This is a genomic window from Hydrogenophaga laconesensis, from assembly GCF_031457235.1.
Taxonomy (GTDB): Bacteria; Pseudomonadota; Gammaproteobacteria; order Burkholderiales; family Burkholderiaceae_C; genus Hydrogenophaga; species Hydrogenophaga laconesensis.
Window position 1 is genome coordinate 75,971 of sequence record NZ_JAVDWE010000015.1, and the last position, 26,553, is coordinate 102,523.

At 66.6% G+C, this 26,553-nt stretch carries 28 protein-coding genes; 8 read left to right on the top strand and 20 right to left on the bottom strand.

The window, feature by feature from the left end:
* Window positions 1-27 precede the first annotated feature (27 nt).
* Window positions 28-1,497 (bottom strand): form I ribulose bisphosphate carboxylase large subunit, encoded by a 1,470-nt coding sequence (locus tag J2X09_RS21795; protein ID WP_204735440.1) that lies wholly within the window; start codon window positions 1,495-1,497, stop codon window positions 28-30.
* A gap of 107 nt (window positions 1,498-1,604) precedes the next feature.
* On the opposite strand from J2X09_RS21795, the gene J2X09_RS21800 reads away from it, so the two are divergent.
* The 3 genes from J2X09_RS21800 (at window position 1,605) to J2X09_RS21810 (ending at window position 3,234) form a co-directional block, all read left to right on the top strand.
* Window positions 1,605-2,543 carry a LysR family transcriptional regulator gene (locus J2X09_RS21800; RefSeq protein ID WP_204735439.1) on the top strand — a complete coding sequence of 313 codons (939 nt, stop codon included), beginning with the start codon at window positions 1,605-1,607 and terminating at the stop codon, window positions 2,541-2,543.
* A 24-nt stretch (window positions 2,544-2,567) separates the two neighbouring features.
* Window positions 2,568-2,804 carry a hypothetical protein gene (locus J2X09_RS21805; protein ID WP_204735438.1) on the top strand — a complete coding sequence of 79 codons (237 nt, stop codon included), beginning with the start codon at window positions 2,568-2,570 and terminating at the stop codon, window positions 2,802-2,804.
* Between the two features lie 178 nt (window positions 2,805-2,982).
* Entirely contained in the window at window positions 2,983-3,234 is a 252-nt protein-coding gene (locus J2X09_RS21810; RefSeq protein ID WP_204735437.1) for a hypothetical protein, read from the top strand.
* Between the two features lie 8 nt (window positions 3,235-3,242).
* Here the strand turns inward: J2X09_RS21810 and J2X09_RS21815 are convergent, their stop codons facing one another.
* Window positions 3,243-3,656, bottom strand: a complete 414-nt coding sequence (locus J2X09_RS21815) for a response regulator (RefSeq protein WP_204735436.1) — start codon at window positions 3,654-3,656, stop codon at window positions 3,243-3,245.
* A gap of 212 nt (window positions 3,657-3,868) precedes the next feature.
* Here J2X09_RS21815 and J2X09_RS21820 point away from each other — a divergent pair, with 212 nt between their 5' ends.
* Both J2X09_RS21820 and J2X09_RS21825 read left to right on the top strand, forming a co-directional pair.
* Window positions 3,869-4,066 (top strand): hypothetical protein, encoded by a 198-nt coding sequence (locus J2X09_RS21820; RefSeq protein ID WP_204735435.1) that lies wholly within the window; start codon window positions 3,869-3,871, stop codon window positions 4,064-4,066.
* Between the two features lies 1 nt (window position 4,067).
* On the top strand, window positions 4,068-4,556 hold the full coding sequence (locus J2X09_RS21825; RefSeq protein ID WP_204735434.1) for a VOC family protein: 489 nt from the start codon (window positions 4,068-4,070) through the stop codon (window positions 4,554-4,556).
* A gap of 52 nt (window positions 4,557-4,608) precedes the next feature.
* Here the strand turns inward: J2X09_RS21825 and J2X09_RS21830 are convergent, their stop codons facing one another.
* The 8 genes from J2X09_RS21830 to J2X09_RS21865 form a co-directional block, all read right to left on the bottom strand.
* Window positions 4,609-6,174: a HipA domain-containing protein gene (locus tag J2X09_RS21830; protein WP_310309383.1), complete on the bottom strand. Its 1,566-nt coding sequence runs from the start codon at window positions 6,172-6,174 to the stop codon at window positions 4,609-4,611.
* Window positions 6,171-6,524 carry a helix-turn-helix domain-containing protein gene (locus J2X09_RS21835; protein WP_204735433.1) on the bottom strand — a complete coding sequence of 118 codons (354 nt, stop codon included), beginning with the start codon at window positions 6,522-6,524 and terminating at the stop codon, window positions 6,171-6,173. Before J2X09_RS21835 ends, J2X09_RS21830 begins: the two co-directional genes overlap by 4 nt.
* 184 nt (window positions 6,525-6,708) lie before the next feature.
* Entirely contained in the window at window positions 6,709-6,951 is a 243-nt protein-coding gene (locus J2X09_RS21840; protein WP_204735432.1) for a glutaredoxin family protein, read from the bottom strand.
* A 33-nt stretch (window positions 6,952-6,984) separates the two neighbouring features.
* A complete protein-coding gene (locus tag J2X09_RS21845) occupies window positions 6,985-7,962 on the bottom strand; it encodes a Bug family tripartite tricarboxylate transporter substrate binding protein (RefSeq protein ID WP_204735431.1) in 978 nt (325 codons plus the stop codon).
* A 31-nt stretch (window positions 7,963-7,993) separates the two neighbouring features.
* Window positions 7,994-9,010 carry an amidohydrolase family protein gene (locus J2X09_RS21850; protein WP_204735430.1) on the bottom strand — a complete coding sequence of 339 codons (1,017 nt, stop codon included), beginning with the start codon at window positions 9,008-9,010 and terminating at the stop codon, window positions 7,994-7,996.
* A gap of 95 nt (window positions 9,011-9,105) precedes the next feature.
* Window positions 9,106-9,750 carry a TetR/AcrR family transcriptional regulator gene (locus J2X09_RS21855; protein WP_204735429.1) on the bottom strand — a complete coding sequence of 215 codons (645 nt, stop codon included), beginning with the start codon at window positions 9,748-9,750 and terminating at the stop codon, window positions 9,106-9,108.
* Between the two features lie 104 nt (window positions 9,751-9,854).
* Entirely contained in the window at window positions 9,855-10,331 is a 477-nt protein-coding gene (locus J2X09_RS21860) for a DUF6622 family protein (protein WP_310309419.1), read from the bottom strand.
* Window positions 10,241-11,455 (bottom strand): AAA family ATPase, encoded by a 1,215-nt coding sequence (locus tag J2X09_RS21865; protein WP_310309390.1) that lies wholly within the window; start codon window positions 11,453-11,455, stop codon window positions 10,241-10,243. The genes J2X09_RS21860 and J2X09_RS21865 overlap by 91 nt, the downstream gene beginning before the upstream one ends.
* Between J2X09_RS21865 and J2X09_RS21870 the strand changes: the two genes are divergently transcribed.
* Window positions 11,444-12,529: a restriction endonuclease gene (locus tag J2X09_RS21870; protein ID WP_310309392.1), complete on the top strand. Its 1,086-nt coding sequence runs from the start codon at window positions 11,444-11,446 to the stop codon at window positions 12,527-12,529. The genes J2X09_RS21865 and J2X09_RS21870 overlap by 12 nt on opposite strands.
* 203 nt (window positions 12,530-12,732) lie before the next feature.
* On the opposite strand, the gene J2X09_RS21875 is transcribed toward J2X09_RS21870, so the two are convergent.
* From J2X09_RS21875 to J2X09_RS21900, 6 genes are read right to left on the bottom strand one after another with little or no spacing between them, the layout of a single operon-like run.
* A complete protein-coding gene (locus J2X09_RS21875; RefSeq protein WP_204735426.1) occupies window positions 12,733-13,704 on the bottom strand; it encodes a Bug family tripartite tricarboxylate transporter substrate binding protein in 972 nt (323 codons plus the stop codon).
* Window positions 13,705-13,729: 25 nt separating this feature from the next.
* Complete coding sequence (locus tag J2X09_RS21880) at window positions 13,730-14,749, bottom strand: CobW family GTP-binding protein (RefSeq protein ID WP_204735425.1); 1,020 nt, start codon at window positions 14,747-14,749, stop codon at window positions 13,730-13,732.
* Entirely contained in the window at window positions 14,746-15,123 is a 378-nt protein-coding gene (locus tag J2X09_RS21885) for a hypothetical protein (protein ID WP_204735424.1), read from the bottom strand. Before J2X09_RS21885 ends, J2X09_RS21880 begins: the two co-directional genes overlap by 4 nt.
* A 2-nt stretch (window positions 15,124-15,125) precedes the next feature.
* On the bottom strand, window positions 15,126-16,886 hold the full coding sequence (locus J2X09_RS21890; RefSeq protein ID WP_204735423.1) for a hydantoinase B/oxoprolinase family protein: 1,761 nt from the start codon (window positions 16,884-16,886) through the stop codon (window positions 15,126-15,128).
* Window positions 16,883-18,979 carry a hydantoinase/oxoprolinase family protein gene (locus tag J2X09_RS21895; RefSeq protein ID WP_204735422.1) on the bottom strand — a complete coding sequence of 699 codons (2,097 nt, stop codon included), beginning with the start codon at window positions 18,977-18,979 and terminating at the stop codon, window positions 16,883-16,885. Before J2X09_RS21895 ends, J2X09_RS21890 begins: the two co-directional genes overlap by 4 nt.
* A gap of 16 nt (window positions 18,980-18,995) precedes the next feature.
* A complete protein-coding gene (locus J2X09_RS21900) occupies window positions 18,996-19,841 on the bottom strand; it encodes a fumarylacetoacetate hydrolase family protein (RefSeq protein ID WP_204735421.1) in 846 nt (281 codons plus the stop codon).
* A gap of 142 nt (window positions 19,842-19,983) precedes the next feature.
* Between J2X09_RS21900 and J2X09_RS21905 the strand changes: the two genes are divergently transcribed.
* A complete protein-coding gene (locus J2X09_RS21905; protein WP_204735420.1) occupies window positions 19,984-20,919 on the top strand; it encodes a LysR family transcriptional regulator in 936 nt (311 codons plus the stop codon).
* An 18-nt stretch (window positions 20,920-20,937) separates the two neighbouring features.
* Here J2X09_RS21905 and J2X09_RS21910 read toward each other — a convergent pair whose 3' ends face one another.
* Window positions 20,938-21,960 (bottom strand): zinc-binding alcohol dehydrogenase family protein, encoded by a 1,023-nt coding sequence (locus J2X09_RS21910; protein ID WP_204735419.1) that lies wholly within the window; start codon window positions 21,958-21,960, stop codon window positions 20,938-20,940.
* 109 nt (window positions 21,961-22,069) lie between these two features.
* On the opposite strand from J2X09_RS21910, the gene J2X09_RS21915 reads away from it, so the two are divergent.
* Window positions 22,070-22,972 (top strand): LysR family transcriptional regulator, encoded by a 903-nt coding sequence (locus tag J2X09_RS21915; RefSeq protein WP_204735418.1) that lies wholly within the window; start codon window positions 22,070-22,072, stop codon window positions 22,970-22,972.
* Window positions 22,973-22,993: 21 nt separating this feature from the next.
* Here J2X09_RS21915 and J2X09_RS21920 read toward each other — a convergent pair whose 3' ends face one another.
* The 3 genes from J2X09_RS21920 to J2X09_RS21930 are packed head-to-tail and all read right to left on the bottom strand — an operon-like array spanning window position 22,994 to window position 26,514.
* Window positions 22,994-24,541: an AMP-binding protein gene (locus J2X09_RS21920; RefSeq protein WP_204735417.1), complete on the bottom strand. Its 1,548-nt coding sequence runs from the start codon at window positions 24,539-24,541 to the stop codon at window positions 22,994-22,996.
* Between the two features lie 16 nt (window positions 24,542-24,557).
* Entirely contained in the window at window positions 24,558-25,694 is a 1,137-nt protein-coding gene (locus tag J2X09_RS21925) for a DUF5938 domain-containing protein (protein ID WP_204735416.1), read from the bottom strand.
* Between the two features lie 13 nt (window positions 25,695-25,707).
* Window positions 25,708-26,514, bottom strand: a complete 807-nt coding sequence (locus tag J2X09_RS21930) for an SDR family NAD(P)-dependent oxidoreductase (RefSeq protein ID WP_204735415.1) — start codon at window positions 26,512-26,514, stop codon at window positions 25,708-25,710.
* Window positions 26,515-26,553 lie beyond the last annotated feature (39 nt).

Consider the following 26,553-nt stretch of genomic DNA (forward strand, 5'->3'; position numbering starts at 1 on the left):
TGCGGTCCTCGTGTGCAAAGGGAAAGTTCAGGCCATCGCTGGCGTTGCGACGTAGTCGCTGCTGTCGGTGCTCTGGTAGTTGAAGCTGATCTCGCCCCAGGTATCGAGCGCGGCCTTGAGCGGGCTGCAGTGCTGGGCGGCCTGCTTCAGGATGGTCGGGCCCTCCTGCAGGATGTCGCGCCCTTCGTTGCGCGCCTTCACCATGGCTTCGAGCGCCACGCGGTTGGCGACCGCGCCGGCCTGGATGCCCATGGGGTGGCCGATGGTGCCGCCGCCGAACTGCAGCACCACGTCGTCGCCGAAGAGATCGATCAGCTGGTGCATCTGGCCGGCATGGATGCCGCCCGAGGCCACAGGCATCACCTTCTTGAGGTCGGCCCAGTCCTGGTCGAAGTAGAGGCCGCGCGGCAGGTCGGTCTTCGTGTAGCTGTCGCGGCAGACGTTGTAGTAGCCCTGCACGGTGAGCGGGTCGCCCTCGAGCTTGCCCACGGCGGTGCCGGTGTGCAGGTGGTCGCAGCCGGCCAGGCGCAGCCACTTGGCGATCACGCGGAAGCTCACGCCGTGGTTCTTCTGCCGCGTGTAGGTGCCATGGCCCGCACGGTGCATGTGCATGATCATGTCGTGCTTGCGGCACCAGTTGGCCATGCTCTGGATGGCGGTGTAGCCGATCACCAGGTCCACCATCACGATGACCGAGCCCAGTTCCTTCGCGAACTCGGCGCGCTCGTACATGTCCTCCATGGTGGCGGCGGTCACGTTGAGGTAGCTGCCCTTCACCTCACCGGTTTCGGCGCTGGCCTTGTTCACCGCGTCCATCACGAACAGGAAGCGGTCGCGCCAGTGCATGAAGGGTTGCGAGTTGATGTTCTCGTCGTCCTTCATGAAGTCGAGCCCGCCCTTGAGGCCTTCGTACACCACGCGGCCGTAGTTGCGGCCCGAGAGGCCTAGCTTGGGCTTGGTGGTGGCGCCCAGCAGCGGGCGGCCGAATTTGTCCAGGCGCTCGCGCTCGACGATGAGGCCGGTCGGCGGGCCCTTGAAGGTCTTCACGTAAGCGACCGGAATGCGGATGTCTTCCAGGCGCGCGGCCTTCAGCGGCTTGAAGCTGAACACGTTGCCGATGAGGCTGGCCGTCATGTTGGCGATGGAGCCTTCCTCGAACAGGATCAGGTCGTAGGCGACCCAGGCGAAATACTCGCCCGGCCGGTTGGGCACGGGCTCGACCTTGTAGGCCTTGGCGCGGTAGCTGTCGCAGGCGGTGAGGCGGTCGGTCCAGACCACGGTCCAGGTCGCGGTGCTGGATTCGCCGGCCACGGCGGCGGCGGCCTCTTCGGGGTCCACGCCGTCCTGCGGGGTGATGCGGAACAGGCACAGCGTGTCGGTGTCCTTGGGCACGTAGTCGGGCATCCAGTAGCCCATCTGCCTGTACTTGAGCACGCCGGCGCTGTAGCGCTTTTTGGCGTCCTTGATCTCGGTCGAACCTGCGGGGGCGTTGCTCATCGTTGGCTCCAGAAAAAAGAGGTTTGTCTCGGGTGGAGCGGACTTTAGGTTTGGGCTTGAATAAAGTAAATTCACGATTCCTTGCATCTCAGTTAAGGAATTACTGAATGAAGAACGCGACCTTTCGCCAGCTGCGCGTGTTCAGCGAGGTGGCGCGCCACCTGAGCTTTGCGCGGGCGGCGCAGGTGCTGCACCTCACCCCGCCGGCGGTGACGATGCAGGTCAAGGAGCTGGAAGGGCATGTGGGCATGCCCCTGTTCGAGCGCAACGGCCGCAAGGTGGCGCTGACCACCGTGGGCGAGTACATGCTGGTCTATGCGCGCAAGGTGCTGGCCACGCTGAAGGACGCGGAAGACGCCGCCGCGCGGCTGCAGAAGCTGGAGACCGGCACGCTCGTCATCGGCATGGTGAGCACGGCCAAGTACTTCCTGCCGCACCTGCTGGCCGAGTTCCGCCGCGAGCACGGCAGCATCGACATCCGCCTGGCCGTGAGCAACCGCGAACAGCTGGTGAAGATGCTGCACGCCAACGAGGTGGACATCGCCATCATGGGCCGCCCGCCCAAGGAACTGGCCACGCGCGCCGAGCCGTTCGCGGCGCACCCGCACGTGTTCGTGGCACCCATGGGCCACCCGCTCGCACACACCGGCCATGTGCCGCCGTCGCTGCTGCGGGAATACGACTTCATCGTGCGCGAACAGGGCTCGGGCACGCGCGCCGCGCTGGAGAAATTCCTGCACGACGAACACGTGGAACTGCGCGTGATCATGGAGATGGCAAGCAACGAAACCATCAAGCAGGCCGTGATGGCGGGCATGGGCCTGAGCTTTCTCTCGCTGCACACCATCGGCCTCGAACTCGGCAACCAGCTGCTGACCGTGCTCGACGTGGAAGGCGCGCCGGTGGTGCGCGCGTGGAACGTGGTGCACACGCAGTCGAAGCTGCTGTCACCGGCGGCGGAAGCGTTCCGCTACTTCGTGCTGGAGCGCGGCGAGGCCTATCTGGCGGAGCATTTTCCGGTGACACTGCCCATGCCGGGGGCCTGAGCCCCGGCGACAAGGAGCGTGTTCATGCAACCGGCATCCCGGCGGGACAAGGCACTGGTCAACGTGGTCGACTGCGCGTGGCTCTGCGCGTTCGCATTGGCCGCGGGCGCCTTGAGTGGCTTCGCCTGGGGCTGGTTCGTGGGGGCGCTGGTGGGTGCGGGCTTCCTCGTGGTGTGCGTGTGGGTGCACTGGCTCATGTACCGCATCGTCGCGCGTTCACGCCGCACCCCGGTGCCGCAGCGCCGGTTCCCCAAACGCTGAAAAGACAACGTGCCGCTGGCCGCTTCGCGCGGTCTGTCGTGAGAATTGCCACACGTCCTACAAGCCAGTAACACGGACCGTCATATTCTTGCCCCGCAGTGGTGGCAGCATGTGAGCACAAAGTTTGAAGCACATGCACCGGGTCCCCATTCACCATCCGTTTACTGGGAGCGCATTCGTGTTTGCCTACAAGATTTTTGGCCTTCAGCCCGGCTTCGACGAAGGGCTGGTTTTCAACAGCTGTGTCCCCCAGCTGCAGGATCAGCCCGAGCTCTGGCTCGATGAGTGTCCGTATCTCCAGCCGCACCTGTCGTCGCGTCTGCCGCAGGGCTTGCGCGTGGAACTGGTGGAGGCCGACGACGAGACGTTCCAGCCCGCGGCGCTGGCCCAGGCGGCCGGGTCCCGTCAACCGATGGCACTCGCCGCCTGAGGCGCTCGTCAGGCGCGGACGCCTTCCGGCGCCAAAGGCGGCAGAATCTGCCGCAATTTTTCTAGGCTCACCGGCTTGGTGAAGTAGTGGTCCACCAGATCGGCGGCCTCGGCCACCCGGGGTTCGCCCATGTCCCACCCGGTGCACATCACCAGAACGATCGTGTCGCCATGCCGGGCCCGCACCTCGCGCACGATGTCCAGGCCGTCCTTGTCGGGCAGGCCGAAGTCCATGAGCATGCAGAGCGGAAAGTCCTGCGCGATGGCGGACAGCGCCGCCGCACCGCTGTGGCAGGTGCGCACGCGGTAGCCATCCAGGCTCAGGGCGATGGCCAGGGTGTCGGCGGCTTCGGCCGAATCGTCGACGACCAGCACGTCGATCCCGTCGGCGGGTGGTGTCTGGCTGATGTGAGGCGCGTTCATGGGGTTCCTGGTTGGGCCCTGCCTCTGGCGAAGCGCGGCGTTCCACCAAAGGGGCAAACGGCGTGCCCGAACCGCGCCGCCGGACACGGAAAGTTCGTCAGACAACTCCTACGGCGTGTTTTTTGGCGCTCCTACAGCGCGCGCCCGGTTTCAAATTGAAACTCTGCTCTCAGTTTCCAACCCGCATTCACAGTCCATTCAAGGAGACGGTCATGAAAGAGTTCTTCAAGCTGTGCATCATCACCGTGGCCGGCATGGCCGCGATCGCATCGCTCCTGCACCTGGGGGTGGCGCTGGGCAACGGGCAGTCGCCGTTCGATGCGCTGATTTACCTGGGCGTGTCGGCCGGCGCGCTGGGTGTGATGGGTCTGCTCGACACCGAGAAGCAGATCGAGAAGATGAGCGTGTGACGTGATCCCCCGGAACACCGTCTGCCTCTGGTACGAACGCGACGCGCTCGACGCCGCGACGTTCTACGCGGCCACTTTCCCCGACAGCCACGTGGGCGCGGTGCACCACGCACCGGGCGACTACCCCGACGGCAAGGAAGGCGATGTGCTCACGGTGGAATTCACCGTGGCCGGCATCCCCTGCATCGGCCTCAATGGAGGCCCGGTGTTCCAGCACAACGAGTCGTTCTCGTTCCAGATCGCGACGGACGACCAGGCCGAGACCGACCGCCTGTGGAACGCCATCGTCGGCAACGGTGGCCAGGAGAGCGAGTGCGGCTGGTGCAAGGACCGCTGGGGCGTGTCGTGGCAGATCACGCCGCGCGTGCTCACCGAGGCGTTCACCGGTCCCGACCGCGCAGCGGCCAAGCGCGCGTTCGACGCGATGATGACCATGAAGAAGATCCACGTCGCCGCCATCGAGGCGGCGGTGCGGGGTGCGCCACGCTGACCCCGCATGAGGTCGCCGCAGTGCGGCATCCCGCGCGCTTCAAGCCGGGTCTTCAGCCCTTGCGGACCTGCGCCACCATGTCGCGGATCACCACATGGCGGATGGCGCGCAGCAGCTGCATCTCGCCCCCCGCCACGGCCGCATGAGGCGCGCCGTGTTCCATGCCTTTGAAGCGCTGCTCGAGCGCCTGGTTGTCTTCGCCGATGGCCTGCATCAGCGCGTCGGCTTCTTTCTCGATGCGCGAGAGCATGTCTTGTAGCAGACGCCTGGCGGTGCTTTCACCCAGACCGAGGGCGGCGCCGGCAGCAAGCAGCCGCTCGTGGTTCACCTCGTCGAAGTGCGTTCCCTGCGGTAACACCGTGCCCAGCGCGGTGCGCGGCCAGATGGCGCGTTCTGCGGCGTAGAGCGGGGTGTCGTAGACCGCCGTGCACAGCATGTCGTAGCCCGGCGCCAGTTCTATACCCCTGGCGGACACGGTGAACGACAGGTTCTTCAGGTGGTTGTCGCCGTTGCCCACGAGCACATTGAACACCAGCCACTGGTAGAGCTGGTTGCGCGCGAGGGCGCGCGAGCGGGTGGCATCCACCGCGCTCAGCAGGGTGGGCAGGTTGGCGCGTTCGTACTTGAGGGTGCGCGGGCTGTTGAGCAGCTGGCAGGTGTCGATGGCATGGATGCGCTGCACGTCCTGCGACGCAGCCGTGCGGCGATCGAAGCGCTCAATGAGGTACACCGGCTCGGGCAGGTACAGGCGATGCACCGACGGCACGTTGAGTTTCAGCGCAGCCGCGAGCTTCATCACGAAGTACTCGTTGATCACCGAATGCGGGTAGCTGTGCGACGTGGAGTTGGGCTTGAGGATGTGGGTGGACGCGGTGCCGGCCAGGGGCTCGAACAGTGTGTCCACCTCTGCGCCGGCTGGCGGATGCGGCCGGTAGACCACGACCATCTTGTTCTGCGCACCCGCGAGCGACATGCGCTTGGGCGCGGCCTGGGTGAGTGGCGCCACGGGCAGCTGCTGGATGCGCCGGGCCAGTGCATCGAACGGCAGCGGTTGCAGGCCGGTGGTTGCCACTGGCGCGCCCAGGGGTTGCAGCACCAGCGAGCCGGCAGACTCTGCGCCGTAATGGCGCAGCAGGCCGAACGCGTCCTCGAACGCCAGTCGCGCGTCCTGCGCGAGGGCCTTGCGCAATTCCTCTTCGGGCAACAGGTTGTCGAAGTACCACTGCACCGGCCGCACCGAGGCGCCGTCCACATGCGCGGCCTCTCGCAAGGGCAGGCCGGGAGCGAGTGCGTACGCGCCCGGTTGCTCCAGCCAGTGCGGGCTGTACTGCAGCACCCAGACGTCGAGCACGTCGAACAGCCAGCCGACCTCGTCGCCATTGATGCGCAGCTCCAGCAGGCGAGGGCGCTTGCCCTCGCGCAGCTGGCGGCGCATCTGGCTGGCCAGCTCGGGGCTGTGCCTGAGGATGTCGGTGTGGGCCGCGAGGCGGTCGAGCAAGGCCTCACAGGCCACGGCTTCGCGAGCCAGATCATCGGCCGAGGGCAGCGGTCGCGCGGCGGGCTGCAACAGGGTGCCTCCGGTCACCGCCAGCGAGTCGTCGGGTGGCACGCGGTTCACGGATCGCGCGCCGGATCGGCTTTGAGCTGCTGTTCGAAATGGGCCAGCCAGTCGCCCCAGTGCTTCAGGAGCTTCTCGCGGCGCTCGTCACCCTGGAGCTTGCTCACGGGCCGCACCTGGCTCAGGTCCACGTGGTCAGGCAGTTCGAGCTGCACGCCGATGCCTGCTTCCTGCAGCACCTGCAGCACCTTGCCGAGTTGCACCGTGGTCTTGCCGTTTTCCACGTCGAGCACAAAAACCGGCCCCACGCCGGCCGAACCGGCCAGATCGTCGGCCCGAACCCCTTGGGCCTTGCGCACCATGCGCAGCACCAGGCCCAGTTCGGCGGGTGTTTGAATCGGGATGTTCATGGCCTTGATCTATGGGAAAGCATAGATTCTAAGACCGGATACGCTGTTTTGGCAGAAATCTATGCTTCCACATAGATTTTGGCGAATTGGCTGATCTCAAACACAAAATCTATGAGATCGCATAGTTTTTTGGCTTGCTTCAACCGCCAAGCCTCATACCTATGCAAGCCCATAGATTCCGAGACTACCGCCCCAGCTGCGCCAGCGCCGCCTGCAAGCCCTGCAGGCCGCCGACGCGTTGGTCGTTGATGAAGATCTGAGGCATCTGCCGCACCGAGGGGCCGCACTTCTCATAGAAGGCGAGGCGCTCGGCTTCGTCGTCGATCTTGATTTCCTCGAAAGGAAGCGATTTCGACTTGAGCAACATCTTGGCCGACTCGCATTGCGGGCAGGCGGACTTGGAATAGACGGCGATCTTGAGGTTCATGGGCGGGAAGTTTACGGGTCCGCCCCCAACACCTCAGTCGATCTGGATCTTCGCGTCGCGCACGATGCGCGCGTAGGTCGCGATTTCCTTGGTGATGTAGGGCGCGAACTGCGCCGGGCCCATGGGTGCGGCGACGAAGCCCTGTGCGCCGAGCCGTTCCGTCACCAGCGACGAGCGCATGGCCTTGGCGCTTTCTTCCGTGAGGCGCTTGCTGATGGCTTCGGGCAGCTTGGCCGGCGCCCACAGGCCGTACCAGGTCACCATCTCGAAACCGGGAATGCCGGACTCGGCCACCGTGGGCACGCTGGGCATGCCGGGGATGCGCGCCCTGGTGGTGACGGCCAGCGCCTTCAGCTTGCCGCTGGCGATGTGGGGGGCGGTGGAGGGCAGGGCGTCGATGATCAAGCTGATCTGGCCGCCGAGCAGATCGTTCAGCGCGGCGGCGGTGCCACGGTAGGCGACGATGGGCATCTCCAGCTTGCCGCCGAACTTGATGGCTTCGAGCGACACGTGCATGGGCGAGCCGATGGCCGAGGTGCCGAGGCTGAAGTTCTGCGGCTTCGCGCGCGCGGCTTCCAGGAACTGCTGCAGGTTGTCGGCCGGCACGCTGGGGTGCGCGGCCACCACCATGGGCACGGAGCCGAGGAAAGAGACCGGCGTGAAGTCCGTGACCACGTCGTACGGCACCTTGCGCACCATGAGCGGGTTGGCGATGAGCGTGGGCGATTGCACCAGCAGCGTGTAGCCGTCGGCGGCGGCCTTGGCCACCATGTCGCTGCCGATCACGCCGCTGGCGCCGGCGCGGTTCTCCACCACGAAGGGCTGGCCCATCTGTTCGGTGAGGCGCTGCGCGAGCACACGGGCCACCAGGTCGACCGTGCCGCCGGGCACGTACGGCACGATGATGCGCACCGGGCGGTTGGGGTAGTTCTGGGTCTGCGCCTGGGCGGCGAGGCCGGTGGCGGCCAGCACGGCCCCCAGCAGCGCGCCGATCCATTTCCGGGTCGTCATGGTCTGTCTCCTTGAGGGGTGGATGTGGCGGCTAGCAGCAGGGCATCTTCAGCAGACGCAGCGCGTTGCGGAAGTAGATGCCTTCCCGCTCGTCTTCGGGCAGGTTCAGCGAGTCGATGGCTTCGGGGATGGTGCGGATGAACATGGGGCCGCCCTCGGGGTCGAAGGGGCAGTCGGACGCGAACACCACCTGCTTCGCACCAAAGAAGTCGAGCCCGCAGCGGATGCCGGAACGGCCGCCCGCGAGCGCGGTGTCCGCATAGAACATGCGGAAGTAGTCGATGGGCCGCTTCGCCATGCTTTTCAGCAGGCCCTCGTAGTCTTCGTCCGAGGTGCGGCTGCCGAACTGGTCCAGCCCGGGGCCGACGCGGCCGTCGAAGAACGGGATCATCGCGCCCATGTGGTGCGTGATCACGCGCAGGTTGGGCAGCCTGTCGAAGAAGCCGGAGAACACCATGCGCGTCATGGCGGCGCTGGTCTCGTACGGCCAGCCGAAGGTCCACCAGATCTCGAACTTCGACTTTTTCTCGGACGCGTAGTCGGTCATGTTCGCGCCGCGCGCCGGGTGCATCCACACCGGCACGTCGTGGGTGTTCACCGCCGCGTCGAAGATCGGCCAGAAGTCGGGCTCGTCCAGCGGGCGGCCGTTCACGTTGGTGAACACCTGGATGCCACGCGCGCCCAGCACGTTGATCGCGTAATCCATCTCTTCCAGGCAGGCGGCCGGGTTGTTCATGGGCAGCGAGGCCACGAAGGCGGGGAACTTGTCCGGGTGCGCGTCGCGGATCTTCGCCATTTCCTCGTTGGCCAGGCGTGCCAGCGCGGGCGATTCGTCCGGCCCCGCGATCAGCTCGATCGGCGGGTTGGAGAGCGTGAGGATCTGCTGGTACTCGGGAAAGCCCTCCATCATCTTCAGCCGCGCGTCCAGGTCGTAGAGCACGGGGATGGTCAGCCAGCGCTTGATGGCGCCCTTGTCCTTCGCGAGCTCGGCCATGCGGTCGAAGTACTTGCGCGGGAGGATGTGGGCGTAAATGTCGATCTTTCGCATGGGTTTCTTGCCCCTTTATTCACCAATTGGAGAATTGTAGGCCCAAGAAAAGGGGCCAAAGCCCCGTGTTTTCCCTGAATGGTGAAATCTGGCCGCTAGGCGAGCACGAAGGCCGACACCACCTCGGTGATGTGCGCCAGCCGCTGCGTGAGCTGCTTGGGCGCCTTGAAATCGCGGTTGAAGCCGGCCGACAGCGTGTGGATGTTCGACAGGTAGAAGTACGAGCAGCCGGCGATGGTGATGTAGAGCTGCACCGGGTCGATGCCCGCGCGGAACTGGCCCTGTTTCTGCCCGCGCTCCAGGATGTCGCTCAACGAATCCACCAGCGGCGAGTTGAGTTCGCGGATGCGTGGCGAGCCCTGCAGGTGCCGCGCCAGGTGCAGGTTCTCGCTGTTGAGCAGGGTGATGAATTCCGGGTGGGCGATGTAGTAGTCCCAGGTGAATTCGATCAGCCGGCGCAGGGCGATGAGCGGTGGCATGCCCTGCAGGTCCAGGTACAGCTGCGCGTCGCGGATCTCGGCGTAGACGCTCTCCAGCGCGGCGGCGAACAGGCCGTCCTTGTCCTTGAAGTAGTAATAGACCAGCTTCTTGTCGACCGCCGCCTTCTCGGCGATGCGCTCCACCCGCGCACCGCCCAGGCCGGTGCGCGAGAACTCCTCGCGCGCGGCCACCAGGATGGCGGCGCGGGATCGTTCGGAGTCGCGGATCTTGGGCTCGGAGGGGGCCTTTCTGGCGGTCACGGCGGGGGTCCTTCTGGTGGGGCGGGGTGCCGTGACAGCGTACCCGAACTCCCTGCCGCCACCTTCTATTCACCAATAGGTGAATAGAAGCCTTGTCGCGAGGATCAACCGACCAGGCGCACGCCGGCCGGCGGCGACCCCAGCGGCAGGCGCCACAAACGCGCGGCCCGGCCGACGAAGGCCCCGGTGAACGCACCGTACAAGGCGGCGACGCACAGCACGTACGCCGTGTCCTGCACCAGCTGCGGCGCCATGGCGAGGTCCACCCCCACCACGTACTTCACCAGGAAGATGCCCACGACCAGCAGCAGCGGCACCACGCTGCCCGGCAGCCGGAACACGCGGCGCGTCGGGTCGTACTGCGCGTTGGCGCGGCCACGCCCAAGGACAGCGAAGGCGAGCAGCGCCGCGATGAGCCACGCCACGACGGCAAGGCCGAACTGGGGCGACGTGCGCAAGGCGGAGAACGTGCCCCACACCGAGAACACCGTCATCGCCACCGGCATGAGCGACACGCGCGCCAGGCTGGCGGTGCGGTCGCGCAGCTGGCTGACGCCGAGCGCAAAAAAGGTGGCGAGCAGCCCAGCCTACTCAACTCGTCATTAAGCTTGTCTAGCTCGGCTTGCTGCTCTTCGGACAAATCGGACACTTCTGCAAACGCCCTCTGTTTCTCCAGCAGCAACTGCGTCGAGCCGTCGAGCGACGACGTGATGCCGAACATGTCGCTCGTTACGATTGCCGCATAGCCCATACCGCGCGGCGCCAGCTCCGGGTAGCAAGCCACGATTTGGCGATGACCATCCTGCTTGTCCATGCGCAGGATCTGCACCTGCTCGCGATCAAGCTCGGCAATGGCCAAGGGGTTGTGAGTCGTCAGCAAGATGTGGCTGGTTTCTTCCTGCTTCGTGCTACTGGCGATGAACTTCTTCAGGTAAGAGATGTAGTCAACGCTCCAGCGCGGGTTCAAGTGTGTGTCCGGCTCATCCAGCAAGAAGAGGCTCTCTTCCTCGGCGGTGAAACGCAGCAGGCCGAGAACGGTGAGCAACTGCTGTTCGCCTTCGCTGAGTTCCCGGAAGGTCACGCTGCCATCGTTCTTCTTTAGGCGCACCCGGATTCGCACCTCTTCGATCAGCTCAGAGACGTAGGTGCTCTCTAGGTCACGGAAGAACTGCGCGGGCGGCTGCTCCCCGACTAGGCGTCGGAGAGCGTCAATGTCCTTGACGAATAGATATTGAAACTCAGTTCTTTCCTCGTTCCAAAGGGTGATTTGCTTGACCCGCTTGATCCGAACGGGAGCAAGCGCGATGTCATGTAGTCGATCCAAGAATGTCTGAACAACGCCTTTGGATCCCCAAAACCTGTCATCACCAGCAACATCTACCTGCTTCTTCCCGCGTCGTTTGCTCCAGCCCGGCTGCTTTAAGACGAAGAGGACCGACTCGATGCCTTCATCAGGATCAATCCCCAAGTCATTGTCGAGAAGCTCTCGAACTTCAGCCGACTGCTTGATCATGAAAGCCAGCAACACAAACTGGCTGTGCACCGGCATCGCATAGAAGAGCCGCTTCAGTCCGGGATCTTCGCCGTTGCGCAGCTTGTTGTCGTAGCTCTCTAAGTAAGGACGAAACACCTCGTGCATACGCTGGCTCTCGCCAGAGTAGTAGCTGAACACATAGCGTGGTAAGTACTCGGTGTGCGCATTCACGAAGGCAGTGAGCTTGATGGCTTTGCCACGCAGAGCCGACACCGATTGCTCATCCGCAGTAACTGGGATCAACGACCCTTCTCCACGGGCCTGAGCATCCGTTGCGACGTGGATTGTGAATGGTTCTTTTGCACGATCTGGATCCCCGTCGACAAGGATGTGCAGCAGATCCTCACCCGTACCCATGCGATAGGCCAGCTGAAATGCGAGCTGTTCAACATCCTGATGGCCGCGCCCGACGGTGTGCAAGCAAGTGCGGCGTTGCAGGCTTTGGCCAGTCGCGTCACCTTGACACCCTATGAGGCTGACTCCTACGAATCGGGCGGCAGGCGTTTCGAGAAGATCGTGCGCTTCGCGACCGTGGACTGCGTCAAAGCCGGCTGGTTGGTGAAGGACAAGGGCATCTGGTCCATCACAGAAGAAGGTCGAAAGGCCTATCTAGAGCTGCCTGAGCCTGAGGCCTTCTACCGCCGAGCGTGCAAGCTCTATGCCGAGTGGAAGGCTGCGCAGCCCGATGCCGAAGTAGGAGCAGCGGCCGTAACGGGTGCAGGAATTGACGAGCCTAACTCAACTGCCAAAGCCGTGAGCGTGACATACGAAGAAGCGGAGGAGCAGGCCTGGGCGGAGATCTCGGCCTACCTCCGTGCGATGAATCCCTATGACTTTCAGGACCTGGTTGCCGATTTGCTGCGTGCAATGTCCTACCACGTGACCTGGGTCTCACCGCCCGGGAAGGACGGTGGCATAGACATTCTTGCGTGGCCTGACGCCTTGGGTACGCGGCCACCGCGCATCAAGGTGCAGGTAAAACGACAACAGCAAGCGGTGAGCGTTGACGGTCTGCGTTCCTTCATGGCATTGCTGGGCGATGACGACGTCGGCCTCTTCGTCTGCACGGGTGGCTTCACGAAGGACGCCGAAATGGAGGCACGCACTCAGGAGAAGCGCCGCGTTGCGCTGATCGGCCTGGAGAAGCTGTTTGACCTTTGGGACGAGCACTACGAAAAACTGACGGACGAAGCCAGGCGACGCCTGCCATTGCGGTCCATCCGTTTCCTAGCTCCAGGTGGGTGACTCGAGAATGCATGAGCCAACAAATGGCAAGCCGCATCTGCCCCATGAACAGACTATCTCGATGGTCTTGGTCGCGGCAGATCTGCGGCCGTAATGACAAGGGTGTGCTGTCGACGGCTACTAGTCGGCGTGTCGCGTGCACACGCTCAAGGAGCACATCGGCCAGATGCGAGGTAGCGTGTGCAACTCACGCTGCCAAACCCTCACTCCGGCTTGAACCCCGCCTCCTTCAACAACCCCGCACTCTGCGCCACATCGTTCGCGATGTACTTGCGGAACGCGTCCACCGACTCCACCACCGGCTCCACGCCCAGCGCAGCCAGTGAACCCGCCTTGGCCAGCTCTTCGGTGGCCTTGTTGATGGCCTTGTTCAGGAACTGCACACGGTCGTCGGGCGTGCCTTTGGGTGCCCACACGCCGTACCACGACACGTAGACCAGGCCCGGGTAGCCGCTTTCGGCGGCGGTGGGCACGTCGGGGGCGACGCTGCTGCGCTTGGCGCCGGTCTGGGCGACGGGTTTGACGCGGCCGCCCTTGGCCATGGGTTGCAGCGAGATGATGGAATCGACCAGCAGTTGCACGTGGCCGCCGGCCACGTCGGTGGCGGCGGGGGCGGTGCCGCGGTAGGGGGTCATGGTGAAGTTGACCTTGCCCTGCTTGGCGAGCAGCAGCGTGGCCAGGTGGCTGGGCGCGCCGAGCGCGGGGATGGCGGCGTTCCAGTTGTTGCCGCCCTTGGCGGCGTCGATCACTTCGCGCAGGTTCTTCTGCGGTGCGGTGGGCGGAATCACGATCAACAGCGGGGCTTCGCCGGTGCGGGCGACGGCGGTGAAGTCGGTCACCGGGTCGTACGGCGGGGTAGCCAGCACGTGGCTGGCGAGCACGTGGGTGGCGGCGGAGAAGAGCAGGGTGTAGCCGTCGGGGTGGGCGGTCTGCACGGCCTTGCCGCCGATGGTGCCGCTGCCGCCGGCGCGGTTGTCCACCACCACGGTGACGCCCAGGTCGGTCTGCAGTTGCTTGGCGAGCAGGCGCGCGGCGTTGTCCACGCCACCGCCGGCCGCGAAGGGCACGACGATCTTGATCATGTTGTCGGGGAACTTGCCCTGGGCCATGGCGGGTGCGGCGGCCACCGCAGCCAGGGCCAGGCCGGTGATCCAGTGCTTCATCTTCAACTTCATGTTTGTCTCCTTCTGGGGTTGCTGATCAATCGGGTTGAGGGGCAGGTGTGCGGCGCGGGCGGCGCCGTTCAAAAACGCTGAGCGTGGCATCGATGTCTTCGGCGTCGATGCCACGCGTGATGAACACGATGCGGGTGCGCCGGTCTTCGCTGGGCCAGCGGGGCAGCGTTTCGGGCGGGTGGAAGAGGTGCTGCACGCCGTGGATGACGAGCGGGTGTTCGGGGTCGTCGCTCAGGTGCACGAGGCCTTTGACGCGCAGCAGGTCGTCGCCGCGCATTTTCGCGATCATGTCGAGCCACGCGAAGAAGCCTTCGCGCGAGAGGGGCTGGTCGCGCACGATGACGTGCGAGCGGATGCGGTCGTCGTGGTGGCTGCCCGTCGACGTGGACGCGGGGAAGAAGCTGGAGCGGTTCTCGGCCGGCAGCGCGGTGAACGCGGCGGCGGGGCGCACCAGCAGGGCCTGCAGCGCGCTCAGCGCGCCATCGGCATCGGTGCGAATCTCGGCGAGCGGGTTGATGGCGCGCAGGCGCTGCATCAATGCATCGGGCGCGGGCTGCAGGTCGGTCTTGGTGAGCAGCAGGCGGTCGGCCACGGCGGCCTGTTTCACGGCTTCGGGGTGCTGGTCCAGCGTGGCCATGGCGTGGCAGGCGTCCACGGTGCAGGCCACGCCGGCGAGGCGCCAGGCGCCTTGCATGCGCGGGTCGCCCATCAAGGTGTGCAGGATGGGCGCGGGGTCGGCCAGGCCGGTGGTTTCCAGCACCACGTGGCGCAGTTCGCCTTGTTGTGCGGCGGGTGTCTGCGCCAGGCGCTCGAAGGCGTCCACCAGGTCGCCCCGGATGGTGCAGCAGATGCAGCCGTTGGCCAGCAGCACCATGTTCTCTTCGGTGTGGTCGACGAGGTCGTGGTCCAGGCCCACCGAGCCGAACTCGTTGATGACGACGGCGGTGCCGTGCATGCCGGGCTCGCGCAGCAGGCGGTTGAGCAGCGTGGTCTTGCCGCTGCCGAGGAAGCCGGTGAGCACCGTGACAGGCACAGCCTTCGTCATGACATCTCGCCCATGGGGCCGTGCAGCTTGGCGAAGGATTCGAGCGTGCGCGCCAGACGGGTGAGCAGCCAGTCGGCCTCGCGCTCGCTGGCCTCGCCCGCTTCCAGCCGCGTGAGCAGATCCATCACCGGCTGGCGCTGTTCGTTGATGGGGCCGGGTTGCAGCAGGAAGGCTTCCACTTCCTTCTCACCCAGGCGTTCGCTCTCGGCCCAGAGGTAGTCGGCGATGTCGAGCTCGAAGTCTTGCAGGGAAACGCTGACGCCGCCCACGCCGCAGCCGCAGCCCGAACCCAGCGTGACGTGCTGGGCGCTCAGGCGGCTCCACAGGCCGAGCAGGTGGGCGGCGCGCGGGTCGGCTGCCACGGCGGTGTCCATGCTCAGGCCTGCGCGGCGGCGCGCAGTTGTTCGGTGGCTTTCACGTCCACCTGCTGCTGCGCATCCAGCGCCACGCGGTACACCTCGCGCGCCACCTCGGCGCTCACGTAGCCTTCGCGCACGTCTTCGGCCACCTTGTCGGCCTCGCGTTCCAGCGGGCTGCCGAAGCCACCGCCGCCGCCCGAGAGCATCTTGTAGGCGTCACCGCGTTCCAGGCGCACGTTGAAGATCTTGGCGTTGGCGTGGTCGGTCTTCCACTCGCCCTTGTGGCGCACGGCCAGGCCGTTGCCCATGGCATCGCCGCCGCCTTCCAGGCCCCAGGGCTTGCAGTGCACGCGGTCGATACGGGTCGTCACGGTGAAGGGCGAGAGCGCCTGCACCACCATCTCTGCACCCAGTCCGCCGCGGTACTTGCCGGCGCCCGCGCTGTCCTTGCGGATCTCGTACTTCTCCACCAGCACGGGGTACTTGGCTTCGAGCTGTTCGGTCGGGCTGTTGTGCGTGTCGCCGTCGTTGATGCAGACGGTGACGGACACGCCGTCTTCCGTGCTCTTGGCGCCCCAGCCGCCGCCCAGCGGGCCGATGCCGACGATGAACAGGCGGCCGTCTTCGGGCGAGATGCCGTGGATGTTGGGGAACACCAGGTCGGCGTGGTGGCCGGCGATGGCGCGGTCGGGAATGGCGGGGGCGAGCGCCTTGAAGATGGTGTCGATCACCGTCATGGGGAAGGTCATCCACACGCGCATGGGGTACGGGCGCTCGGCGCTGATGACGGTGCCCATCGGCATGACGACCTTGAGCGAGCGGAAGCTGCCGTCGTTCACCGGGTAGTCGGTGGGCGTGGTGAGGCACTTGTAGGCCACCTGCGCGCAGGCAATGCCGGTGGTGAAGCCGGAGTTGTAGAAGCCACGCACCTGCTTGCTCACGTCCGAAAGGTCCACGGTCATCTCGTCGCCCTTGACGATCACCTTCACGCGGATGGGAATGCGCTTGCCGATCTCCAGGCCGTCGTCGTCCATGAAGGACTCGGCTTCGTACACGCCGTCGGGAACGGACAGCGTGTTCTTGCGCGCCACGGCTTCGCTCGAATCCATGATCTGGCGGATGGAGCCGTTCACCGCGTCGGCGCCGTAGCGCTGCAGCAGTTCCACGTAGCGGCGCTCGCCGGTGGTGATGGCGGTGATCTGCGCGCGCAGGTCGCCCAGTGCGCGCTCGGGCATGCGCACGTTCATCGCGATGATGTCGACCAGGTCCTGGTTGACCACGCCTTCGCGCTGGTACTTCACGATCGGGATCTGGATGCCTTCGCTGAAGATGTCCGTCGTGACGTTGCCCAGCGTGCCGCCCACGTCGAGCCAGTGCGCCATGCAGCAGGTGAAGCCTTCGAGCTGGCCTTCATGGAACACCGGCATGGTGAAGGTGAAGTGGTTCAGGTGGCTGCCGGTGGTGTACGCGTCGTTGGTGACGAGGATGTCGCCGGGCTTGATGTTCTCGACGCCGAAGTGCCTGATCTTCGCCTTCACGGTTTCGGCCATGCCCCGGATGAACATGGGCAGGCCCAGGCCGATGGAGACGGTGTCGCCTTCCTTGGTGAACAGGCCGACGGTGAAGTCCAGCGCCTCGTAGATGATGAGGTTGTACGCGGTGCGCGTGAGGTTGGTCTTCATCTCCTCCGTCACGGCGAAGAGGCCGTTGCGGATGATCTCGACGGTGACGGGGTCGATCGCCGTCGTGGTGGCTTGCAGGTTGTCTCGTGCGTTCATGATCTGTCGCTCCCGATGGCGATTTGCAGGTTGCCCAGGCCGTCGACGCGCAGTTCGTCGCCGGGTTGGACCACGGTGGTGGAGGCGTGTTCCTCGATCAGCGCCGGGCCGGGGATGAGGTTGCCGGCGCGCAGCAGGTCGCGCTTGTAGACGGGTGTGTCGGCCCAGCCGCTGGAGCGGAAGTACACCGGCTTGGTGCCGCGCAGCGCGGCGGCCTCGGGTTGTGCGGCGCCTTCGTCCACGTGGTGGCGCGGTGGCTTCTTCATGGTGCCGAGCACGGTCACGCGCAGGCTCACCAGGTCGGCCGCTTCCTTCGGGGCCGAGGTGCCGTAGCGCACCTTGTGCACCTGGTCGAAGTGGTTCTTGATGGCGGCGCGGTCCTTGCTCTCGAAGAAGGCGGCGGGCAGATCGACCGTGACGGCATGTTCCTGGCCGACGTAGCGCATGTCGGCGGCGCGTTCGATGACGATGCCGTCGGGCGTGATGCCGGAGGCGGCGAGCGCGGCGCGGCCTTCGTCTTCCATGCCCTTGTAGAGCGCCTCGATCTCGTCGAAGGACACGTCGTTGAGCTTGCGGAACACCGAGCGCACGTAGTCGTAGCGCAGGTCGGAGAACAGCATGCCGTAGGCCGAGAAGTAGCCCGGCGCGTACGGGATGAGCACCTTGCGGATGCCGATCTCACGGGCGATGGCCGAGGCGTGCAGCGGGCCGGCGCCGCCGTACACCACCATGGTGAAGCTGCCGGCGTCCAGGCCGCGTTCGGTGGTCACGGCCTTCACCGCGTGCGACATCTGCGTCACCGCAATGCGCAGGATGCCGTCGGCGGCGGCGGTCGCGTCCAGTCCCAGGGGCTTGGCCACGCGCTCTTCCATCTGGCGCTGCGTGCCAGCCAGGTCCAGTTTCAGTTCGCCGCCGAGGAAGTGGTCGGCGTCGAGGCGGCCGAGCAGCAGGTTGGCGTCGGTCACGGTGGGTTCGGTGCCGCCACGGCCGTAAGCCACCGGGCCGGGAATGGAGCCCGCGCTCTGCGGGCCCACGCGCAGCGCGTTGCCGGTTTCCACGCGGGCGATGGAACCCCCGCCGGTGCCGACCTCGTGGATGTCCATCATCGGAATCTGGATCGGCAGGGCGCGTTCGTAGCCACCGATGAGTGCGCTGCCGGTGGTGAGCGGCCGGCCTTCGCTGATGACGCCGGCCTTGGCGGTGGTGCCGCCCATGTCGAAGGCGATCGCATCGCCCATGCCGAGCTGCGCGCAGATGGCCTGCGCGCCGATGACGCCGGCCGCCGGGCCGGATTCGAGCATGCGCACGCAGTCGCGCCGCGCGTGTTCGCTGGGAAACAGGCCGCCGGTGGACTGCACCACGTAGAAGTCGCCCTCGAAGCCCTTGTTGCCCAGGTGCTCTTCGAGTTCACCGAGGTAGGCCGAGACGCGCGGGCCGACATAGGCGTTGGCCACCGCCGTGGAGACGCGTTCGAACTCGCGGTATTCCTGGCTGAGTTCGTGCGAGGCGCAGACGAAGGCCTTGGGCAGCTCTTCCTGCAGGATCTGCTTGACGCGCTGTTCGTGCGCCGGGTTGCGGTACGAGTGCAGCAGCAGCACGGCCACGGCCTCGATGTCCTTGCCACCGAGTTCGCGCGCCAGTTCGCGCACCGCGTCTTCGTTCAGCGCCTTGTGGGTGCTGCCGTCGGCGCGCAGGCGCTCGGCCACTTCGTAGCGCAGCGAGCGCTTCACCAGCGGCTCGTGCTTGTTGAAGAAGAGGTTGTAGGCGTCGGGCCGGTTGACGCGGCCGATCTCGTAGATGTCGCGGAAGCCTTCGGTGATCAGCAGCGCGGTCTTGGCGCCGTTGCGTTCCAGCAGCGTGTTGATGGCGATGGTGGAGCCGTGCAGGAACAGGTGGCCGTCGCGCAGGTCGATGTCGGCGCTGTCGAGCGTGGCCTGGATGCCGTTGACCAGCTGGCCGTGGGTGGACAGGGCCTTGCCGAACAGCAGCTGGCCGGTGACTTCGTCGAACGCGGCCATGTCGGTGAAGGTGCCGCCAATGTCGACGGCGACGCGCAGGCGCGCGTCGTGCGGGGTGAGGTTCGTGTTGCTCATGGTGTTGTGTCGCGGATCAGGCCGTGACGCCGATGGGGTTGCGCAGGATGCCCAGGCCCGTGATCTCGACCTCGACCACATCGCCTTCCTTCATGTAGAGCGGCGGTTCGCGGCGGTCGCCCACGCCGCCGGGCGTGCCGGTGGCGATCACGTCGCCGGGCGAGAGCGGCGTGAAGCGGGAGACGTAGTTCACGATGGTGGGGATGTCGAAGATCAGGTCGCCCACGCTGGCGTTCTGCACCACGGTGCCGTTCAGGCGCGTCTGCAGCTGCAGCTTCGTCACGTCGGGCACCTCGTCGCGCGTGGCCATGTAAGGGCCGAAGGGGCCGGTGCCGGGGAAGTTCTTGCCGGGCGTGAACTGGTGGGTGTGCTTCTGCCAGTCGCGCACGCTCACGTCGTTGAAGCAGGCGTAGCCGGCGATGTGGTCGAAGGCGTTTTCCCTGGCGATGTCGCGGCCGCCCTGGCCGATGACGAAGGCGAGTTCGCCTTCCCAGTCGAAGCGCGTGGAGAAGGCGGGGCGCAGCACCTCGTCGCCGTGCGCGGCCAGGGTGTCGTTGAAGCGCAGGAAGATCGAGGGGTACTCGCTGTCGGCGCGCTTGGTCTCGGCCACGTGGGTCTTGTAGTTCAGGCCGATGCAGATCAGCTTGCCCGGGTTGGGAATGACGGGCAGCAGGCGCACCTGGTCGGGCGCGAGGGAAGCACCGGCCAGGCTTTTGAGTTCGCCGAGTGCGTTGGCGGCGATGGCGGCTTTCAGGTCGGGGTGGCGGGCCTGGAAGTCGGCGGGCACGGGGGTGTAACGGCCGTCGGTGCCGACCACGCCGTAGGTGGTGCGGCCATTGGCCTCGAAGCTGGCGAAACGCATGGCGGTGGTGTCTCCATTGGTGGCGCTGCGGGCAGCGCGGGGTGATGGGGACGCAGTCTAGGAAAGCACCCGACATCTGCCTAGAATGCAAACCGAGATTTCAGACATGCCTGAATTGGCATGTCTTGCAAGGAGACACCCCATGAACCCGAACGACTTCCGCCTGTTCCTCGAGGTGGCGGAGCTGGGCAGCTTCACCAAGGCGGCGGTGCTGCGGCAGACGGTGCAGTCGCACATCAGCCGCCAGATCGGCGAGCTGGAGAAGCAGTGCGGTGGCGCGCTGTTCCGCCGCACCGGGCGCGGCGTGGTGCTGACAGACCTGGGCCACCGGGTGGAGGCGCGCGTGCGCGGCTGGGTGCGCGACACCGACCAGCTGCTGGCCGACATCCGCGTCGACGCGGGTGAGCCCATGGGCGAGGTGCGGCTGGGCATCCTGCCCTCGGCGGCGCACCCGCTCATCACGCATGTGTTCCTGCGCCTGAAAACCGAGTACCCGAAGATCAAGCTCAACGTGCGCGAAGGCCAGGGCGGCGAACTGGACGCGCTGCTGGACATGGGCAGCGTGGACATGGCCATTCTGTTCCGCTACCAGAAACCGACCAGCGCGGACGAGCAGCTGCTGGCGGTGGCGGGCACCTACCTGGTGTCGCGCCCCGGGGACGCGCTGACGCAGGGCGACAGCTTCGAATTCAACCGGCTCGCGGATCTGCGCCTCGTGCTGCCGCGCCGGCCCGCGCACTGGCGCGCGGTGCTGGACGAGACCGCGCGCAGCAAGGGTTTCGTGCTGCAGGCCGAGGTGGAGGCGGATTCGCTGCGCGTGCAGAAGGAGCTGGTGGCGCACACGCCCGGGCTGTACTCGCTGCTCGGGCCGTTCTCCATCGACGCGGAACTGCGCGCCGGCCGTCTGCAGGCCGCGCGCGTGGTCAACCCCGACCTGCGGCGCCACGTGACGCTGGCGCTGCCCAAGCAGGGCCAGCTCACGCCCGCGAGCAAGATCGTCGCGCGCATGCTGCGCGAGACGGTGGAGGCGTGGGGCAACCGGCTCAGCGAGCCGGACGATTCGCCCGTGCTGGCCTAGCGTGGGCTGGGTGCGGGCTCAGCCGCCCCAGCCTTCCAGCACCACCTTGCCCCGGGCCTTGCCCGATTCGACCAGCGCGTGCGCGCGCCTGAGGTTCGCCGCGTTGATGGGGCCGAAGTGCTCGGCCAGCGTGGTGCGCACCAGGCCCGCGTCCACCAGCGCGGCCACTTCGTTGAGCAGGCGGTGCTGGCCGACCATGTCGTCGGTTCCGAACAGCGCGCGGGTGAACATCAGCTCCCAATGGACCGAGACGGACTTGCGCTTGAACTTCGTCACGTCGAGCGAGGTGGGGTCGTCGATCAGGCCGAACTTGCCCTGCGGGGCGATGGCCTCGACGATCTGGTCGACGTGCGTGTCGGTCTGCGTGAGGCTCACGATCAGGTCCACCTGCGGGTGGCCAATGCGCTGCAGTTCTTCGGTGAGCGGGCGGCTGTGGTCGATCACGTGGTGCGCGCCCAGTTCCTTCACCCAGGCCTGGGTTTCGGGCCGAGAGGCGGTGCCGATGACGGTGAGGCCGGTCAGCCGCGTGGCCAGCTGCGTGAGGATGGAGCCCACGCCGCCGGAGGCGCCGATGATGAGCAGCGTCTGTTGCGTGGGCCGCTTGCCGGGCGCGATGCCGAGGCGGTCGAACAGCATTTCCCACGCGGTGATGGCGGTGAGCGGCAGCGCGGCGGCCTGGGCGAAGTCGAGCGACCGCGGCATGTGGCCGACGATGCGCTCGTCCACGAGGTGCCGCTCGCTGTTGGTGCCGGCGCGGGCGATGGAGCCGGCATACCAGACGCGGTCGCCGGGCTGGAACAGGGTCACGTCCGGGCCGACGGCCTTCACGATGCCGCTGGCGTCCCAGCCCAGCACCTTGTGCGTCTGGCCGTCGGCGGGCAGGGCGCTCCTGCGCACCTTGGTGTCCACCGGGTTCACGGACACGGCCTTGACCTCGACCAGCAGGTCGCGGCCGGTGGCCACGGGTTCGGGCAGGGTGATGTCGAGCAGCGCCTCGGGCTGGTCGATGAGCTGGGGCTTCTGGTAACCGACGGCTTTCATGTCAAACCTTCTGGAAGAAAGAGGAGGAGGGTCGTATGGTCACTTGAAAACATCGATTGAAAAACAGGCTTGTCTTGAATACAGTTTCAATCAATTTTTGAAAGCCGCCATGAAAGCCCTGCAGGACCTGGACATCTTCGTGCGCACCGTGGACAGCGGCAGCCTCTCGGCCACCGCTCGCGCGCTGGACCTGACCCCCGCCGCGGCGAGCGCCGCGCTCAAGCGGCTGGAGGCCGAGCTGGGCGTGCCGCTGTTCGTGCGCTCCACGCGCAGCCTGCGCCTCACGCAGCAGGGCGAGCGCTTCCTGACGCAGTGCCGCCCCGCGCTGGAAGCGCTGCAGCAGGCGAGCCACGAACTGGGCGAAGGCGGCGACACGCTGCAGGGTGTGCTGCGCCTGTCCGCACCGTCCGACCTGGGGCGCAACGTGCTGCTGCCGTGGCTGGACGAGTTTCAACAGCTGCACCCGCGCGTGGACATCCGGCTGCAGCTCTCCGACAGCATCGCCAACGTCTACAGCCAGCCGGTGGACGCGGCCTTCCGCTACGGGGAACCGCCGGATTCGGGCCTGGTCGCGCTGCCGCTGGCGGCGGAGCACCGGCGCGTGCTGTGCGCGGCACCGGCGTACCTGCAGGCGCACGGCGCGCCCGCGTCACCGCACGAGCTGGCCGGGCACGCCTGCCTGTGCTTCATGCTGAACGACGAGGTGCACGACCGCTGGCGCTTCTGGCATGGAGAGGGGCCGCCCCTCACCGTGCAGGTGAAGGGCGTGAACGTGTCGAACGACGGCGATGCCGTGCGGCGCTGGGCGCTAATGGGACGGGGCATTGCCTACAAGGCCTTCTTCGACGTGGCCGCCGACCTGGCGCAAGGGCGGCTGCAGCCGCTGTGCACCGACTGGACCACCGAGGCCACGCCACTGTACCTGGTGATGCCGGGCCGGCGCCAGCTCACGCCACTGCTGCGCAGCCTGCGCGATTTCGTGGCCGGGCGCACGGCGGCGCTGGCGCGCTGAAACCACCGACCAGAGGCGGGGTCAATCGGCGGATGACATCTTCGCGAGCAGCGTGGCGCGGATGTCTTTCTTCATCACCTTGCCGACCTTGGAGCGCGGCAGGTCGGGCCAGATCTCGATGCGCTTGGGCGCTTTCACGCTGCCGATGCGCGCCTTCACGAAGGCGATCACCTCGTCCGGCTGGAGGCTGCGGCCGGCATGGGGCTGCAGCACGGCCACCACGGCCTCGCCCCACTTGTCGTCGGGCAGGCCGATCACGGCGCTGTCCTGCACGTCGGGGTGCTGCATCAGCGCCTGTTCGACCTCGACCGAGTACACGTTGAAGCCGCCGGTGATGATCATGTCCTTCGCGCGGTCGACGATGTAGAGAAAGCCGTCGGCGTCGAGCCGGCCGATGTCGCCGGTGTGGTGCCAGCCGAAGCGGCCCGCCTCTTCCGTGGCCTTCGCGTCCTTGTAGTAACCCATCATCACCAGCGAGCCGCGCACCACGATCTCGCCGGTCTCGCCGATGGGCAGCAGGCGGCCATCCTGGCTCATGGTGGCCACCTGCACCAGCGGTCCAGGGCGCCCGGCGGAAGACAGGCGCTGGCGCGCCACCGCGCCATTCGCATCGAAGTGCTCGCGCGGCGACATCATGGAGATCATCATCGGCGCCTCGGTCTGGCCGAAGAGCTGCGCCATCACCGGGCCGATCTTCGTCAGCGCCTCTTCCAGCCGCGCGGCGGAGATGGGCGCGGCGCCGTACCAGAAGCACTGCAGCGAATCGAGCTTCGTCATGGCCAGCCGCTCGTGCTGCAGCAGCATGTAGATCAGCGTGGGCGGCAGGAAGGTATGGGTGACGCGGTGGCGCTCGATGAGCGCGAGGAACTCGCCCAGGTCGGGCTTCGGCATGATCACCACGCGGCCACCGAGCGCCATCACCGGCAGGCACAGCACGCCGGCGGCGTGCGTGAGCGGCGCGAGCGCGAGGTACGTGGGCCGGCCTTCGAAGGGGTAGCCCATGAGCGTGAGCGCGCTCATGGTCTCCAGGTTGCGGCCCGAGAGCATCACGCCCTTGGGCTGGCCGGTGGTGCCACCGGTGCCGGCGATCATGGCCAGGTCGTCCACCGGGAGCACCTCCACCGGCTCGTCGCTGGTGCCATCGGCCCACTGCGCCCAGGAGGGCGCGAAGGGCTGCACGGCGTCGAGGCACACGTACACGCGCACCTTCGGCAGCTGCGCGCGCATCTGTTCCACCATGGGCGCGTAGGCGCTGTGGAAGATCAGGCAGCTGCAGTCGAAGGCGTCGAGCACGTGGCGGTTTTCCGAGGCTTCATTGCGCGGGTTGACCGGGCACCACACGGCCCCCGCGCGCGAGATGCCGAACACGCAGGCGAAGGCCAGCGCGTCGTTGCTGGAGAGCACCGCCACCTTGTCGCCGGGCTCGATGCCGGTGCGCGCCAGCGCACGCGCCACGCGGTGGCTGATGCGCTGCACGTCGCCGTAGCTCAGGTCCATGCCGCCCATGGAGAGGCAGGGCGCGTCGGGGCCGAGCATGGCGCCCTTGTCCAGGTAGTCGATCAGGCGCATGCGCGGCTCCTGCGCGTCACACTTGCACGGTCAGCACGGGGGCCTGCACCAGGCCAAAACCGCGCAGCGCGCCCAGCAGTTCGTGGTGGCCGAAGGCCTGGCAGCCCGAGGCGAAACCCACACGCTTCGGCGCCTGCTGCAACAGCCAGTGGGCGGCGAAGGCCTGCAGCAGCCCGGTCTGCTTGTAGTTGCAGTTGCCGAAGATGACACAGTGCGCGCGCCCGAGGGGGCCGGAGGCGTGCACCGAGTCCACCGACTTGTTGATGCGCGGGTTCTCGCGCGGCGGCATGGTGTTCATCACGCCGGCCGCCGTCTGCGCGAGCGCGACGTAGCGGTCCTCGGGGTTCATGTCCTTGGTGGCCTCGAGCGCGGCGGCCACGATCTGCGGCACACCCAGCATCAGTGGTTTGTTGAACACGCCGCCAAGCACCTTCACGTTGGCCACGCGCGGGTCGCGCTTGAACCACACCGGGTGCGAGGTGCCGCCCCAGGGCAGGGCGAGCGCCAGCTCGTGCTGGCCGGGAATGGCAAGCTGGTACAGACCGGCGTCGGGCTGCCATTCCACGTACTGGTTCTGCTGCAGGTGGTAGGCCTTGGCCATGGCGGCGTTGACGAGGATGGTCTGCGTGGACGCGATGGTGGGGCTGCCGCCCCAGAACACCGCGATGTCCAGCGTGTCCAGCCCCGGCGTCTCCAGGCAGATCTGCGCGGCGATCTCGCCGGTGGTGTACATGTGGGCCAGACCGGGCGACAGCAGCAGGCCGGCGCTGGCGAACTTCTCACCGTACTGCTCGTCGAGCGTGATGAGCCAGTCCTGCTCGCCGGTGGTGTCGGTGTAGTGGCACTTCGCGGCCAGGCAGGCCTGCACCACCTCGGGGCCGAATTTCGCGAACGGGCCGACGGTGTTGAGCACGACGGACGCGCCCTTGAACAGCTCGGTCAGCGCCTTCACGCTGTGCTCGACCTCCACCACCTCGTAGCTCGCGGTCTCGATGCCGGCCACGTTCGATTGCATGGCGGCGTTGAGCTTGTCGGCACTGCGGCCGGCGGCGATGAAGGGGATGTTGTACTCGCGCAGGTACTCGCAGACGAGGCGGCCGGTGTAGCCGGAGGCGCCGTAGACGATGACGGGTTTCCTGGTGTTCTTGCTCATGGTGTTGTCTCCCTCACATGCCCATGCCGCCGTCGACCGGCAGGCCCGCGCCGTTGATGAAGCGCGCGGCGTCCGAGCAGAGGAACACCACCGCGTCGGCCATGTCGCCCACCTCGCCGAGACGGCCCGATGGCGTCTGCTCGACGATGGCGCCCACGGCGGCTTCGGGCGAGGGGAACAGGCCGGCGGCCACCACGTCGCCCGCGAGCTTCATGCCCATCTCGGTGGGCACCAGGCCGGGGTAGATGCAGTTCACGCGCACGCCGTAGCCCAGCTTGCCGGCTTCCATGGCGGCGACGCGGGTGAGGCGGTCCACCGCCGACTTGGTGGCCGAGTAGCCGGCAATCGCGGGGAACGCAATGGTGGCGGCGACCGAGGCGATGTTAACCACCGCGCCGCCCTTGCCGGCCGCACCGTCCGGGCGCATGGCGCGGAACGCGTGCTTGAGGCCGAGCGCGGTGCCGACGATGTTCACGTCCAGCATCTTGCGCAGCGACTCGGGTTCGATCTCCGTCACCAGCGCGGTGACTTCGATGCCGGCGTTGTTGATGAGGATGTCGAAGCCGCCGAGCGTGTCCACGGTGGCCTTCACCGCCGCCTGCCAGTCGGCTTCCTGCGTCACGTCCAGTTTCACGAAGCCGGCCTTCGCGCCGCCGGTGACGGGCAGCTTGCCCGCCGTTTCCTTGCCGAGCGACGTGAGCACGTCGCCAATCATCACCGAGGCACCCGCCGCTGCGAGCGCTTGCGCCATGCCTTCACCGAGGCCGCGCGCGCCTCCGGTGACCAGGGCCTTGCGGCCGGTCAGATCGAACTTCGCCATGTTTGTCTCCAGGTTTGTTGAGCCGTGTTCATCGAGGAA

Coding starts and splice junctions, on each gene's coding strand:
- J2X09_RS21815 (WP_204735436.1), bottom strand. CDS start 3,656: ATGAACGCGCCTCACATCAGCCAGACACCACCCGCCGACGGGATCGAC.
- J2X09_RS21925 (WP_204735416.1), bottom strand. CDS start 25,694: ATGAGCAAGAACACCAGGAAACCCGTCATCGTCTACGGCGCCTCCGGC.
- J2X09_RS21850 (WP_204735430.1), bottom strand. CDS start 9,010: ATGCGAAAGATCGACATTTACGCCCACATCCTCCCGCGCAAGTACTTC.
- J2X09_RS21800 (WP_204735439.1), top strand. CDS start 1,605: ATGAAGAACGCGACCTTTCGCCAGCTGCGCGTGTTCAGCGAGGTGGCG.
- J2X09_RS21835 (WP_204735433.1), bottom strand. CDS start 6,524: ATGAACATCCCGATTCAAACACCCGCCGAACTGGGCCTGGTGCTGCGC.
- J2X09_RS21895 (WP_204735422.1), bottom strand. CDS start 18,979: ATGAGCAACACGAACCTCACCCCGCACGACGCGCGCCTGCGCGTCGCC.
- J2X09_RS21930 (WP_204735415.1), bottom strand. CDS start 26,514: ATGGCGAAGTTCGATCTGACCGGCCGCAAGGCCCTGGTCACCGGAGGC.
- J2X09_RS21845 (WP_204735431.1), bottom strand. CDS start 7,962: ATGACGACCCGGAAATGGATCGGCGCGCTGCTGGGGGCCGTGCTGGCC.
- J2X09_RS21910 (WP_204735419.1), bottom strand. CDS start 21,960: ATGAAAGCCGTCGGTTACCAGAAGCCCCAGCTCATCGACCAGCCCGAG.
- J2X09_RS21875 (WP_204735426.1), bottom strand. CDS start 13,704: ATGAAGTTGAAGATGAAGCACTGGATCACCGGCCTGGCCCTGGCTGCG.
- J2X09_RS21805 (WP_204735438.1), top strand. CDS start 2,568: ATGCAACCGGCATCCCGGCGGGACAAGGCACTGGTCAACGTGGTCGAC.
- J2X09_RS21920 (WP_204735417.1), bottom strand. CDS start 24,541: ATGCGCCTGATCGACTACCTGGACAAGGGCGCCATGCTCGGCCCCGAC.
- J2X09_RS21795 (WP_204735440.1), bottom strand. CDS start 1,497: ATGAGCAACGCCCCCGCAGGTTCGACCGAGATCAAGGACGCCAAAAAG.
- J2X09_RS21880 (WP_204735425.1), bottom strand. CDS start 14,749: ATGACGAAGGCTGTGCCTGTCACGGTGCTCACCGGCTTCCTCGGCAGC.
- J2X09_RS21915 (WP_204735418.1), top strand. CDS start 22,070: ATGAAAGCCCTGCAGGACCTGGACATCTTCGTGCGCACCGTGGACAGC.
- J2X09_RS21890 (WP_204735423.1), bottom strand. CDS start 16,886: ATGAACGCACGAGACAACCTGCAAGCCACCACGACGGCGATCGACCCC.
- J2X09_RS21885 (WP_204735424.1), bottom strand. CDS start 15,123: ATGGACACCGCCGTGGCAGCCGACCCGCGCGCCGCCCACCTGCTCGGC.
- J2X09_RS21905 (WP_204735420.1), top strand. CDS start 19,984: ATGAACCCGAACGACTTCCGCCTGTTCCTCGAGGTGGCGGAGCTGGGC.
- J2X09_RS21820 (WP_204735435.1), top strand. CDS start 3,869: ATGAAAGAGTTCTTCAAGCTGTGCATCATCACCGTGGCCGGCATGGCC.
- J2X09_RS21900 (WP_204735421.1), bottom strand. CDS start 19,841: ATGCGTTTCGCCAGCTTCGAGGCCAATGGCCGCACCACCTACGGCGTG.
- J2X09_RS21840 (WP_204735432.1), bottom strand. CDS start 6,951: ATGAACCTCAAGATCGCCGTCTATTCCAAGTCCGCCTGCCCGCAATGC.